At 39.2% G+C, this 13,067-nt stretch carries 16 protein-coding genes; 5 read left to right on the forward strand and 11 right to left on the reverse strand.

All coding sequences use genetic code 11. From position 1 onward, the window contains the following. The first annotated feature begins 16 nt into the window (after nucleotides 1-16). Nucleotides 17-199: a hypothetical protein gene (locus B9T24_RS17015; protein ID WP_086164467.1), complete on the forward strand. Its 183-nt coding sequence runs from the start codon at nucleotides 17-19 to the stop codon at nucleotides 197-199. Nucleotides 200-232: 33 nt separating this feature from the next. Here the strand turns inward: B9T24_RS17015 and B9T24_RS03315 are convergent, their stop codons facing one another. Then, entirely contained in the window at nucleotides 233-424 is a 192-nt protein-coding gene (locus B9T24_RS03315; protein WP_086164468.1) for an NF038215 family lipoprotein, read from the reverse strand. 247 nt (nucleotides 425-671) lie between these two features. Here B9T24_RS03315 and B9T24_RS03320 point away from each other — a divergent pair, with 247 nt between their 5' ends. Together B9T24_RS03320 and B9T24_RS03325 are read left to right on the forward strand one after the other, a co-directional pair. Further along, entirely contained in the window at nucleotides 672-1,541 is an 870-nt protein-coding gene (locus B9T24_RS03320) for a 1-aminocyclopropane-1-carboxylate deaminase/D-cysteine desulfhydrase (RefSeq protein WP_086164469.1), read from the forward strand. A gap of 66 nt (nucleotides 1,542-1,607) precedes the next feature. Next, complete coding sequence (locus tag B9T24_RS03325; RefSeq protein ID WP_086164470.1) at nucleotides 1,608-2,807, forward strand: NAD(P)/FAD-dependent oxidoreductase; 1,200 nt, start codon at nucleotides 1,608-1,610, stop codon at nucleotides 2,805-2,807. An 11-nt stretch (nucleotides 2,808-2,818) separates the two neighbouring features. Here the strand turns inward: B9T24_RS03325 and B9T24_RS16865 are convergent, their stop codons facing one another. From B9T24_RS16865 to B9T24_RS03340, 4 genes are all read right to left on the reverse strand, one after another. Further along, a complete protein-coding gene (locus tag B9T24_RS16865) occupies nucleotides 2,819-2,974 on the reverse strand; it encodes a hypothetical protein (RefSeq protein WP_171264827.1) in 156 nt (51 codons plus the stop codon). Between the two features lie 131 nt (nucleotides 2,975-3,105). Beyond that, nucleotides 3,106-3,291, reverse strand: coding sequence for a hypothetical protein (locus B9T24_RS03330; protein WP_086164471.1), 186 nt, complete (start codon nucleotides 3,289-3,291; stop codon nucleotides 3,106-3,108). A gap of 75 nt (nucleotides 3,292-3,366) precedes the next feature. Next, a complete protein-coding gene (locus B9T24_RS03335; protein WP_086164472.1) occupies nucleotides 3,367-5,064 on the reverse strand; it encodes a mechanosensitive ion channel in 1,698 nt (565 codons plus the stop codon). A gap of 232 nt (nucleotides 5,065-5,296) precedes the next feature. Further along, nucleotides 5,297-5,545: a hypothetical protein gene (locus B9T24_RS03340; protein WP_086164473.1), complete on the reverse strand. Its 249-nt coding sequence runs from the start codon at nucleotides 5,543-5,545 to the stop codon at nucleotides 5,297-5,299. Nucleotides 5,546-5,852: 307 nt separating this feature from the next. On the opposite strand from B9T24_RS03340, the gene B9T24_RS03345 reads away from it, so the two are divergent. After that, nucleotides 5,853-6,275: a hypothetical protein gene (locus B9T24_RS03345; protein WP_086164590.1), complete on the forward strand. Its 423-nt coding sequence runs from the start codon at nucleotides 5,853-5,855 to the stop codon at nucleotides 6,273-6,275. A 53-nt stretch (nucleotides 6,276-6,328) separates the two neighbouring features. Here B9T24_RS03345 and B9T24_RS03350 read toward each other — a convergent pair whose 3' ends face one another. Then, nucleotides 6,329-7,090: a ferredoxin--NADP reductase gene (locus tag B9T24_RS03350; protein ID WP_086164474.1), complete on the reverse strand. Its 762-nt coding sequence runs from the start codon at nucleotides 7,088-7,090 to the stop codon at nucleotides 6,329-6,331. An 85-nt stretch (nucleotides 7,091-7,175) separates the two neighbouring features. On the opposite strand from B9T24_RS03350, the gene gigC reads away from it, so the two are divergent. Continuing rightward, a complete protein-coding gene (gene gigC, locus B9T24_RS03355; RefSeq protein ID WP_086164475.1) occupies nucleotides 7,176-8,060 on the forward strand; it encodes a LysR family transcriptional regulator GigC in 885 nt (294 codons plus the stop codon). Between the two features lie 52 nt (nucleotides 8,061-8,112). Here the strand turns inward: gigC and B9T24_RS03360 are convergent, their stop codons facing one another. The 5 genes from B9T24_RS03360 to nuoM all read right to left on the reverse strand — a co-directional run bounded on the left by B9T24_RS03360 (nucleotide 8,113) and on the right by nuoM (nucleotide 13,063). Next, nucleotides 8,113-8,706 (reverse strand): cold shock domain-containing protein, encoded by a 594-nt coding sequence (locus B9T24_RS03360; protein WP_086164476.1) that lies wholly within the window; start codon nucleotides 8,704-8,706, stop codon nucleotides 8,113-8,115. Between the two features lie 116 nt (nucleotides 8,707-8,822). Further along, nucleotides 8,823-9,116, reverse strand: a complete 294-nt coding sequence (locus tag B9T24_RS03365; RefSeq protein WP_086164477.1) for a cold shock domain-containing protein — start codon at nucleotides 9,114-9,116, stop codon at nucleotides 8,823-8,825. 84 nt (nucleotides 9,117-9,200) lie between these two features. After that, nucleotides 9,201-9,836 (reverse strand): uracil phosphoribosyltransferase, encoded by a 636-nt coding sequence (gene upp / locus B9T24_RS03370; RefSeq protein WP_086164478.1) that lies wholly within the window; start codon nucleotides 9,834-9,836, stop codon nucleotides 9,201-9,203. Between the two features lie 123 nt (nucleotides 9,837-9,959). Beyond that, complete coding sequence (nuoN, locus tag B9T24_RS03375; protein WP_086164479.1) at nucleotides 9,960-11,453, reverse strand: NADH-quinone oxidoreductase subunit NuoN; 1,494 nt, start codon at nucleotides 11,451-11,453, stop codon at nucleotides 9,960-9,962. Nucleotides 11,454-11,455: 2 nt separating this feature from the next. Further along, a complete protein-coding gene (nuoM, locus tag B9T24_RS03380) occupies nucleotides 11,456-13,063 on the reverse strand; it encodes an NADH-quinone oxidoreductase subunit M (protein ID WP_171264841.1) in 1,608 nt (535 codons plus the stop codon). Nucleotides 13,064-13,067 lie beyond the last annotated feature (4 nt).

Genomic DNA, 13,067 nt, shown 5'->3' on the forward strand with positions numbered 1-13,067 from the left:
TAAATAATGAGTGAAAATGGGTAAGCCAATTCTACGTGTTTTATATGCTTATTACCCTAATAATTTTATATTTCAAATCAATTCAACTATGACATTTTATCCAGATAAAAAATACAATTGCTCGATTCACTCATCAAATGCTCAAGCAAAAACCATCACAGGAAAAGCTTTGCTTGAGGTTTCTAATGCACGTGATTGATTGGTTAACCAACATCGTATGTACTGAATCGTCTCACTGTTGAACGACAGGTTTAATTTCGCGGGCATTCAATTGGCTAAGACGATAATCATGCTCATAAACAGGCATACCACCAATAATCATGGTACGTACCTCAGTTTTTGGCTTGTTATAATCATCTTTTGCATCACAAGCCGTCAATAAAACCAACAAGCAAATAGATAAACCGATGGATAGCTTTTTCATTACATATCCTCTTTTTCATCATTGTTATATCGTTTAGCTTAGCACTAATGCACATTTTGTGATCTTTTTTTTCTAATTCAAATTCAATTATTTAAGATATTTTTACAAATAAATATAATTTAAAACATCTACCCCGTATTCACCTGCACAAGATAGACTTTGAACTTGCTAATTTTACAGCTTTAATTTTATTAGCTGCTAAAACTACGGGTACAATACTGCTGAACTTATTGATTTAGATTCAGCCATGTTCGACAGTATTGCCCAAACGATTGCTTATCAAAAATTACCGCTAGATGCCTCAGTCAGTCTGAGCATTAAACGGCTGGATCAAATTCATCCGCAAATTTCGGGCAATAAATTTTTCAAACTAAAATACAACTTTCTAGAAGCACAAAAACAAGGCTTTGATAAAGTGCTGACCTTTGGTGGTGCTTATTCCAATCATATTGCTGCCACTGCCTATGCAGCACATCTATTTGGTCTAAAAAGTGTCGGGATCATTCGCGGTGAAGAACTGAGTCATAAAGTGCTTAATCCAACATTAAGTACGGCGCAACACTTCGGCATGCAACTGCATTTTGTCTCGCGCCAGCAGTATCGACAAAAAGATCAGCCCGAATATTTGTCAGCATTAAAACAACAGTTCCCCGAGCACTATATTATTCCTGAAGGTGGAAGCAATGCGCTTGCAATCCAAGGCTGTCGGGAAATATTAAGCGAACATGATCGACAAAATTATGATGTGATTTGCTGTGCGGTTGGAACAGGTGGTACGATTTCAGGGCTAATTGAAGCAAGTGCAGCCCATCAAACTATTTTGGGATTTTCTGCGTTAAAAGGTGATTTTCTATCTTCTGATGTTGCCCAATATACGGTCAAAAAAAACTGGAACATCATGGATGATTATTGTTTTGGCGGTTATGCCAAAGCACCAACGGAACTTATGCAATTTATCAAAAAATTTGAACAGGATTTTACTATTCCTTTGGAACAGGTCTATATCGGAAAAATGCTCTACGGTATTTTTGATTTAATTCAAAAAAACTATTTCCCCCCAAATACAAGAATTCTGATCATTCATAGTGGGGGTTTACAAGGCAAAACGCTCAAATAAGATCAAACCTGAAATTGAGCGCAAAATTGTCTATAATGCCCTGCTTTTATCTCCCGTGAGTTTTTCATGTCTTCAAATCAATATGATGTCATTGTTTTAGGTGCAGGTGCGTCAGGTTTGATGACTGCTTATATGGCTGCCGAACGTGGTCGTAAAGTTCTGGTGCTTGAAAAAGCCAATAAAGTGGGTAAAAAAATTCTGATGTCTGGTGGGGGGAAATGTAACTTCACCAACCTGTATGTCGAACCTGAAAATTTTATTTCACATAATCCACATTTTGTGATTTCTGCCCTCACGCGCTATACCAATTGGGACTTTATTGCTTTGGTCTGCCAACATGGTATTGCATATGAAGAACGTAAACACGGTCAGCTCTTTACCCTCAATGGTGCCAAAGAAATTTTAGCCATGCTGTTAGCTGAATGCGATAAAACAGGCTTGGTCGAAATTAAAACCAGTTGTGAAGTCAAAGCGGTGACCTCCATTGCCGATCAAAGTTTTCAAGTCGCAACCACGCTCGGTCATTTCCAAGCTGAATCAGTGGTGGTTGCATCAGGTGGTTTATCTGTTCCGACTTTAGGCGGTTCAGGCATTGGTTATGACATCGCCAAGCAGTTTGGACATCATATACACCAGACCCGTGCGGGCTTAGTGCCTTTTACCTTTTCCGATCAGTTTAAAGAAGTCACCACACGTTTAAGTGGTAATGCTGTTGATGCAACCTTATCTAATGACTTAAACAGCTTTACCGAAGCCTTGTTATTTACCCATCGGGGGTTAAGTGGGCCAAGTTCTTTGCAACTTTCGAATTATTGGGATGTCGGTCAAAGCTTTAAAATTAACTTCCTGCCTTATCTGGATTTAATCGACTTCTTTAAAGCCAAGAAACAAAGCCAACCAAAAGTTTTGTTGCGTACTTTATTGATTGAACATTTACCGAAAAGTGTCGTTTTAGAATTACAAACCCTAATTTGGGCTGAATCAGCCGATATAGCAATTGGTAATTTAAGCGATGATAAATTAGAACAAATTGCCAATCGTTTACATGCTTTTGATGTCAAACCATCAGGAACTGAAGGCTATCGTACTGCGGAAGTGACTTTGGGCGGTGTGGATACCACAGAAGTATCTTCAAAAACTATGGAAAGTAAGAAGCAAAAAAGCTTGTACTTTGTTGGTGAAATTTTAGATGTTTCAGGACATTTAGGCGGGTTTAATTTCCAATGGGCATGGTCGTCTGCACATGCCGCATCGCAATATGTTTAATCACTACTGAATTATTCTAAATAATCAGTACGCAATAAATCAAGCTGTTTAGCCTGCTGCAAGCGAGCAATGGTGATCTCCATTTTAACCATTGCTTCTGCTGCATGAGCAGATTTATTGGCATCTAGCATCATCGAAAATGTCTTTAAAACTTTATTCAATAACATAATATTTTCCCCTTTATTATTGCTAATCATTCATCCGAGTATGATTTATAAATATTTCATTCACATTAATCTAAATGTTTATTTTTTATGAAATAGTCATTTATAAATAGCATAAAAAATTAAAAAAACAATCATTTATTCATTATTTTTTCATCTTTCGTATCTGGTGATTTATTTACTGAATAATCATGTTCTATCTGATCCATTGTTTGCTTAGGTTTGGCAAATACAAATTTATATGCACTAATCAAGAATCCTGCTGTAATTCCTGCAATGACAATTGGTGCTATAAATTTATTCGGTTGTTTTTTTAACATCACCCTTTCCTCAATTGAGCATAAAATTAAGGATCGACCACATCACGGTGATCGATCCCGAGCAAAATTTAACGGTTATTTCGGATCATCTTTGGGATGAAGATCAACATCTGCTTCTGCCTCTCCTGTAGAGCCAAAAGGTTTATTTAAGGGTTTATGGGCTGGATCAACATCAACTTCGGTGACAGGGACATCTGTACTTTGATATTCGTCTGCCATTACGCTTGAATCGACTTGTTCAGTCAAAGAGGCAATGTGTTCATCTGGTTCGGATGAATCATGTAACGGGTTAGGTTTGCAGGCTTGTTTTTTGGCTTTATCCATTAACTCTGACAGTAAACGCTCCGCAGGTTGACGACCGCCTAAACCAAAAGCCAGAGCAAATGCGACTGCAACTGCGCCTAGTGTTAAACCAAATGCCAAATTGACAATAGAGTCTGCAATACCCATGGCACGTAAGCCCATAGCCACCACCAAGCCCATAATCAATATACGCACTAAATTGGCTAACCAACGTGAACTATTATACTCACCGCGCCCAATGACTTTTGCCACCAGATTGGCAAGCCAAAAACCGACCAATAAAATGACAGCACCCAATAAAATATCGGCACCGAATTGGATAAACATGGAAATCAGTCCACTGACTTGTCCAAAGCCCAGTCGGTTTGCGGCTTCAGAAACAGCAAACAACATGGTAAAGAAGACTATCAAGTAACCGACTATGCAAGACACTTTGGTGGTGCCTAAAAAGCGCTGCACATCTAACTTAGCAGGTATTTCATCGACACCTGTTCCAGCGATCACTTCGACCACCAGATTGGCAACAAAGCGTGAAACCACATAAGCCAAAATTAAAATTAGCCCTGCCGCAATAATATGCGGTATAGCATTCATAATTTCATACAACATCGCTGTAGCCGGTTGAGAAATGGCTTCTATGCCTAAAGTTTCAAACGCAATAATCAATGCCGTAATAATGACCATTGCAAAGACAAATGAACCGAGTACTTGTGGCAAATTGGAATTTTTAAATAGACCAATTTTCTGTGCTTGTTGTTGTAAATTTAAACTATTCACCAAACCTTCAATAATACCGCGTACAATTTTTGCCAAGATATAACCCACAAAAACAATAACAGCAGCAATAAAGATATTGGGTAAGAATGAAACCATTTCATTAAGCATATTTTGGATTGGGAACAACAATCCATTTAGACCTAAAATAGATAAAACAATCGGAAGAAATAACAACAAAATCAGCCAATACACAATATTGCTAATATTTTGGCTAATTGGACTAACACCCACATCCGCACTGAGTTTTTCATCCAATTGTGTTCGATCAAGTAACTTTTGCAAGCCAACTTTGACCAAATTTGCCACAATCCAGCCAATAAACCCAACAGCCAAAGCCGCTAAAAGTTGAGGAATAAAGAGCAGGAACTGTTGAATCATATTACTAAATGGACCACTAACACTGGTGAGATTCAGCACATTTAATGCACCAATCACAGCAATGATCATCACCAGCCAAAACACCACACGTGAGACAATACTTTCTATATTGGAACGATGCCCAGTGGCAGTAGAAAGTTTTTGGTTTGTTCCCAATTTTTCTAAAACTTTCTTAACACCTGCTGCAATAACAAGTGCAACAATCCAACCAATCAATAAAATAGCAACAGCCGCTAAAATGGGATGAAATTGATTCCAATAGTACATGGCATCAAACTCTGCGCCTCTAGGAGCTCCAGAAAAATACTCATTCATGTTGTCATTTCCTCTTGTTATTACTTATTGAATTTTTACTGTGTATAAATCATGCTGTTCTCTTGAGTGAACTCAGCCTAAAATGATGCAATTCAAAATACATTAGGTTTTGCTTGTTTTTTAAGCAACACTAACCATCACAAATACAACAAAATGGCACATTAGATTGCAAAAAACCCCAGTCTTTGCAGACTAGGGCTTGAATAAAAAGCTAAATTAAATAGCCAGTCAGTTAATAACCTTTTGCGGTATCTTTATCGCCACCTGACATACCTGTGGTTGTATTGTTCGGTGTTGCAGGCTGAGCTGAAGGATTAGGAGCCGCATCATTGGCTGATGGCGCTCTATCTGCAAACATATAGGCAAGTAATGCAATAAAGAAAATACCGATAAGAATTAAAATATATACAGGTACTCTTTTCTTGTGCGTTTTTTCTTCTGCACTAATGACATGAGGTGGTTTATTAAAATCATGTGTCATAAGTTTTCCCCTCTATTTTTAAATATTCTCCCTCGTAATTTTATGCTAACAACAATTATTGCGCTGTTGTGTATAAAAGCATAGTGAGATGGTGAATACATGTAAATTTTTAAAGTGATGCGGAAAACAGAAATCCTCATTGCGTTTAAAACGAATATTCAAAAACGGTTTCAGACTCTACGCCAAGAAAAATAAATCAAGTAAAGGCTGATCTTTTATAAGGAATAAAGATGAACAATGCTTTTGCTGCTGAAAAAGCGAAAATGAGCTATAATTATGCACCTTGTTTTTCATGCTGCTTAACTTTATGGCGTATCGTCAACAATCTGTAACGCTTGATTTGGACACTGATGTCACTCATCAATGTTGCTTGCATTACACTCGTGATGAACATCTAATTGGTATTATTGAATTTAACAAACCAAGCTATGTACTCAAATGGGGTGACTTAGAATATTTTCGCCGCCGTACTGAAGAATTTTCAGTGATGCCTTTTCCCGAATGCATCAATGCAATGGTGATTGATATTCGTAATATTGTACCCTTTTTAGACAATGAAGTTCCGATCATCCCTTGGCGCTTATTAGAAGAAGAATGTCCAATTCGTTTGGTTGTTCCGCAAGATCGTCTTGAGCATTATTCAGGGCTATTTGAACCAACATGGCTCACAGCCGATGTCGAAACTGCCATTCAAGAAATCCGTGAATATATCGATATGTTCGTGCATTAAAAATGAATAAAAAAATCCCTCACTATATAGAGGGATTTTTTTGATCAATATTTTTACCAATAATTTTCAACCGCAATATTGCCTTCACCACGTCGGTTCATCATTAAACCGCGAGCTTTCAAGGCTTCTTTGGTGTCCTCCACCATTTGCGGATTACCACATAGCATCACATGACTGCTTTCGGTATTGAATTGTAATCCAACTGCTTTTTCTAATTCACCATTTTCAATCAGCACAGGTAGGCGATCATGTAATGCTGCATGGGGATCACGGGTGATAATCGGTACAAATTTAAAGCCGCTATGCCCTTCACCAAAAGTTGCTGCAATTTCTTCAATACGTGTTGCATAAGCCAATTCGGATGCAGTACGAACACTATAGACCAGATTGATTTTTTTATATTTTGACCACGTGTCAAAATCTTGCAGCATGGAAATAAAAGGTGCTAAACCTGTCCCCGTTGCCAATAACCATAAATCATGTGGTAAAGGTAATTGATAACGCGTCAGTGTTAAAAATCCATATGGAATTTTTTCTAGGTACAGTTCATCGCCAACCTGTAAGTGCTGCAAATTCGAGGTGAATGCACCTTCAGGCACTACAATTGAAAAGAATTCCAAGGTTTCATCGAAAGGTGATGACACTACGGAATAAGCCCGAACCACCAGTTCATCTCCCACTTTTAAACCAATACGCGCAAACTGTCCTGCGGTAAATTTAAAATGTGCAGGTCGTGTCAGGGTAAAACTGAATAAGGTATTGGTCCAACGATGTACAGATAAGACTTTTTCTAAGCTAAATTTTTCAATTGACATGATTTCAACGTGGCATGAAAGACTGCGCTCATGGTAGCATGCCAACATAATTTATTAATATTTTTTAAATGTTAAGGCTCTATTCATGCGCATGACTTTACGCCAGTTGGCTGTTTTTGTAGCAGTCGCCCAAGAAGGCACAGTAACCAAAGCCAGTGATGCCGTAAAACTCACTCAAAGTGCTGCAAGTATGGCTTTAGCAGACTTAGAAGATGGCTTAGGTGCTCCACTGTTTGACCGCTTGGGTAAGCGTCTACAACTTAATGACTTAGGACGTTTTCTACTGCCACAAGCATTAGAGATTTTAGGTCGTTGTGATGCTTTTGAACAAGCAGCTAAAGGCGAGTTACAAAGTATCGACTTAAGACTGGGTGCAACGCTGACCATCAGTGATTACCTAATGCCTGATCTCATGGCAGACTTCTTACAGGTGCAACCGCAAGCACATTTGCAACTTCAAGTCGGCAATACTCGCCAAATGATTGAAGCGGTAAATCAATTCCAGTTGGATTTAGCACTGATTGAAGGTTCATGCCATTTACCGCAGTTGCAGTGTATTCACTGGCGCGATGATGAACTTGCGGTGTGTTGTTCACCCAATCATCCACTGGCACAACTCGGACGTCCACTGACCCCTGCTGACTTTGAATCTGTGGCTATACAGTGGATTTTACGTGAAGAAGGTTCAGGTACGCGTGAAGTTTTTGATAATGCGATTCTAAAAGATTTACCCGATGCCAATATCCGTCTAACCCTTGGTCATAATGAGGCGATTTTGAAAATTGTCGCGGGTGGGATTGGCATGTCCTGTATTTCTAAACTTGCCATTGAACCTTTACTTGAAAAAGGGCAATTGGTTATTTTAGAAACGCCTTTTTGGCAATTAGCTCGTCCTTTATTTATGTTAGTACATCGCCAAAAGTATCAAGGGCCGGGGTTAAAAGCTTTTATAAAATTCTGTGAAAAATAATAATTTATGATTTTAAAAAGCGCCTAGATGGCGCTTTTTTTCATTTTAAGAATTACCAACGTGAATCATTTTCACAAGGCTCTCCATCATTATTACCATCCATTTTTGTTCCTGAACAATTACTTACAAACCAACGGGCTTCTTCTCTAGAGTTCATTTGACCACAATGGATTCGCCCATCACAACGATAACCATTCGGATTTGAATCAATAGGCTGTGTAACTAAGGTCTGTGCAGGAGCAATAGCGGGCTGTTGAGCAAGCTGCCAACGCTGATATTTACCATACACCATATACGCTAAACCCACGATGATTACGAAGCCAATGATCGTCGTGAATAATCCGCTACCCTGCTTTGCTTGTTTAGCCTTTGAACGATCTCGATATGAACGATTAGCTTGAGCTCGACTTTGTGGCGTATGCGTAACCGACTCAATTTTGACCTCTAAACGAACAATATTATCGGCTTTAAGTTTTCCACCCTCTTCCACAACGCTAAACTTTAATTGTTCCCCAACTTTGGGTGGCAGATTTTTATTTGGAAAATCTTTAATATGAAAAAATAAATCTTTTCTCTGCCCTTCAATCTCGATAAAACCAAAACCGCGTTCTTCATTATAGGTTTTGATTTTCCCCTCTTGAAACATAATGAACTCTTCATTTTTATATGGACTATATTGTCATAAAAAAAGAGGCTAAGAGCCTCTTTTAGAATGATATTCAAACTTAAATCTAAATCAAACAATGTAAAAGTACAACAAAATTAGCCTCGTAAATTGGATAATAATGCTGATGTGATCGACTTATTATGTGTAGATACTTTTGATTTTTTTGCTTTTGCAGATTTGTCTTCAACACGTTCTATACGAACCGCCTTAAACTTTTCTCCATTTTCAACAGCCACGAATTGCACACGTTCATTACGTTTAGGTTCACCTTCTGCCGCAGGAAAATCTGAAATGTGGAAGAATACATCCCCTTCAGTTGTGCCAATAAAACCAAAGCCTTTTTCAGGGTCGTACTGTTTGATCTTGCCCTGTTGTAATTCATCTTTCATGCTGCTGCCCTATTCCAAAAGTACTATATGTACAGTATATAAAAAAGAGGCTTTCAAAGCCTCCTTTTTGATCAAATTCAAAAATTAGTCTTTTTGAACTGAACCAAAGATTTTATCGCCAGCATCACCCAGACCTGGAACGATATAACCATGTTCATTCAAACCATCATCAATCGATGCAGTAAAAATAGTGACATCAGGATGCGCAGTTTCGACACGTTTAATACCTTCAGGTGCGGCAACCAATACCATCACACGAATATCTTTACAGCCACTTGCTTTTAATACATCAATCGCGGCAACCAGTGACGAACCTGTTGCTAACATTGGATCGATAATCATCGCAAGACGGTTTTGAACATCAGGCACTAATTTTTTATAATAAGTACGTGCTTCTAAGGTTTTTTCGTCACGCTCTAGACCCAAGACAGATACTTTTGCACTTGGAATCAGGTTTAAGAAACCATCCAACATACCAATACCCGCACGTAAAATAGGTACAACAGTAATCTTTTTACCCACAATGCGATCTACAGTTACTTTACCATTCCAACCATCAATTTCATGGTCACATACGGGTAAATCTTTAGTGGCTTCATACGTCAGAAGCATGGTAACTTCTTGTGCTAATTCGCGGAAATTTTTTGTACTAATGTCTGCACGGCGTAGCAAACCAAGTTTATGTCGAATAAGCGGATGTCGGATTTCATGAATAGCCACGGGAGAACACCTAAAAGATGAAATAAAAATTCCTCCTAGTATAAATGTTTTTTATAGTGCTTATAAACTAAAAAGCCCCCTAAGTAAGGAGGCTTTTTAATAAAAAATAATCTTTTTTTTAGATTACTGTTGCGAGAGCATAAAATGTAATGGAGATAAAATTTCTGCTTGAAGCGCTAACTTAATGATTGGATCTGGATAAATACCGATCACCAATACTGCCAATGCCGCAGCAAGTACCATAATACCGCCCACTTTTTGACCCCAATGTTTATCAGCATCAATACGTGGTATTTCTGGTGCAGTCATGTACATTACAATCATTACACGAAGGTAATAGTACAAACCAATACCCGAACCCACCACAATCATTGCAGCAAGGAACCAATGTTGCGTTGTAACCGCAGCCATCACCACCAAGAACTTACCAATAAAGCCCGCAGTCAATGGAATACCTGCAAGAGACAACATCATCACCGTCAACGTTGCAGTCAATACTGGACGACGCCAGAACAAACCACGGTAATCCGCTAAACTTTGTGCTTCATCCGCATTGTTATACGGACTCGACATTAAGGCTACAGCACCAAAAGCACCGATGGTTGTAAGCACATAGGTAATCACATATACCGTTACGTTACCGAGGCTTGCATAAGTCATGCTGATTAAACCAATCAACAAATAACCAAAATGTGCAATTGAAGAGTAACCCAAAATACGTTTCAAGTTGACTTGACGTACTGCAAGGAAGTTACCCACCAAGATTGAAAGCACTGCAAGAATCGTGATGATGGTTACGATGGAATCGACCAAGATTGCACCTGACGTTAATAAATAACGTACAAACAAACCAATGGTTGCCACTTTAGCCGCAGTTGCAAGGAATGTTGCGATTGGCGCTGGTGCACCAGCATAAACGTCTGGTGTCCATTTATGAAATGGCGCAAGAGATAATTTAAATGCTACGGCACAGATGATTAAGCCTAAACCTAAAACCACCATTGGTTGGTGAATCGCTTGCATTAGTGCTTGAACGTTATCATAGAAAGACAACGAACCAGTATAAGCATAAATATATGCCATGCCCATCAACAACATTGCCGAAGCCGTGGCTGAAAGCACAAGGTATTTAATACCTGCTTCTAAAGATTGCGAACGTTGATGCGTATATGCTAACAAACCGTAGATAGGAATCGACATTAACTCAAGGCTAATGAAGAACGATGCATAGTGAGAGCTTGAAACCATTAACATCGCACCCGCAACCGAACACAACATTAAGATGTAAAGTTCTTCACGGTTATCTTTATAGCTTTCAATATAAGCATGCGACAACGTACAGCAAGCAAGTGCTGCAACTAAAATGACCAATTGATAAAGCAAGCTAAATGGATCGACCATAAACATGCCCATCACGTTCGCCGGTGCAAAAGCACCACCGAACATGGCCAACAGAATATAAGCCGCAGCAAGGTTTAACCCCACCACAGATGCTGTTGCAATTAAATCGTGGTTACGTTTAATTGAAGTGAGAATCATCACAACGACCGCAGTTAAAGCTACGATCATCACAGGAGCTAATGGCATAAGTTCAGAAAATGACATTGTGAAGTTCATGCTTATTGGATCTCCACATTTTCGAGTTGAGTGGTTGCTTGTTGTACAACCTCAACTGTCTCTTGAACTGGGATATAGCTATTTGCCAACCACGCCATGCTTGAATTTGAAATATCAAGGAAGCTTTGTGGGAAAATACCAAGCCAAAGTAGACCAAACGCACAAATGAGCAAAATAACAATTTCGCGTGCATTTAAGTCTTTCAATGGGTTTGTATAATGCTGTTTTTGCTCTTCATTTGGCGTACCAAACAAGGCTTTATGAATCAGGATTAAGCCGTAAAGACCTGCCATAACCAAACTGATTGCAGCCAAAATGGTAAAGGTCGGGAATTTACCAAATGAACCCATCAAAATGAGGAATTCACCAATAAAGTTACCTAAGCCTGGAATACCAACAAGCGCAGCGACAAAGAACATGAGGAAGAATGAAAGGTATTGGAATTGACCACGAATACCGCCCATTTGACGTAAGTCACGTGTATGTAAACGTTCATACACTTGACCACACATAATGAACAATGCAGCAGAGGATAAACCATGAGCCAACATCATAATCATTAAGCCTTGGAACGTCAGAATATTACCTGCGTAAAGCGCAAGTAAAACAAAGCCCATGTGCGAAATAGAAGTGTAAGCAAGTAAGCGTTTCATATCGGTTTGTTGGAAAGCACACCAAGCACCGTAGAAAACACCAATTAAACCTAAGATGATCGCGATGTCTGCAAATTGTGCAGAAGCCGCTGGGAAGAACGGAATAACGAAACGCAGTAAACCGTATGCAGCGGTCTTAATCAAGATACCTGCTAAGTCAACAGAACCTGCTGTTGGTGCTTGAGCATGCGCATCTGGTAACCAGCCATGCAATGGAAACACTGGAAGTTTCACAGCGAAACCAATGAACATACACAGCATCAAGGCATACGCCACTGATGGTAGTTGCGCATCAAGCGTATTCGCCACACCTAACAAGTAGTTGTAATCGAATCCAATCATGCCTGTCATCATGTAACCGTAAACCACAAGGCCTAGGATACCGATCAGCATGATTAAACCAGCGACTTGGGTATAGATAAAGAATTTGGTTGCAGCATAAACACGAGATTTACCATCTGCGCCTTTATGACCCCAAAGTGCAATCAAGAAATAGATTGGAACCAGCATCATCTCCCAGAAGAAGAAGAACAAGAACAAATCAATCGCTAAGAATACACCGATCACCCCACCTAAAGACCATAAAAGGTTCAGGTGGAAGAAGCCAACATTCTTTTGAATTTCACCCCATGAACAGCCTACTGCAAGTACACCCAGTAATGCAGTCAAGCCAACCATAAGCAGTGAAAGACCATCCACCGCTAAGTGAATATTAATGCCGAGAGTTTGAATCCAAGGCAACATGAATTCAGCAGACCAAGTCGGAACTTTAGCGCCTAATTCATACGTAAATGTACCTGTTTGCCAAAGCGCAACCGTTAAGCCCAAAGTAATGAGCATACCGAATAATGCGATATAGCGTGGTAAATACTGGTCAAATTTATCAACCAACCAGCAAATAAAACCTGCAATGAACGGTACGAGGATCAGCGCGGGTAAAATCCAATTGTTTGTGATTTCC

Source organism: Acinetobacter sp. ANC 4654 (genome assembly GCF_002135425.1).
GTDB classification, from domain to species: domain Bacteria; phylum Pseudomonadota; class Gammaproteobacteria; order Pseudomonadales; family Moraxellaceae; genus Acinetobacter; species Acinetobacter kyonggiensis.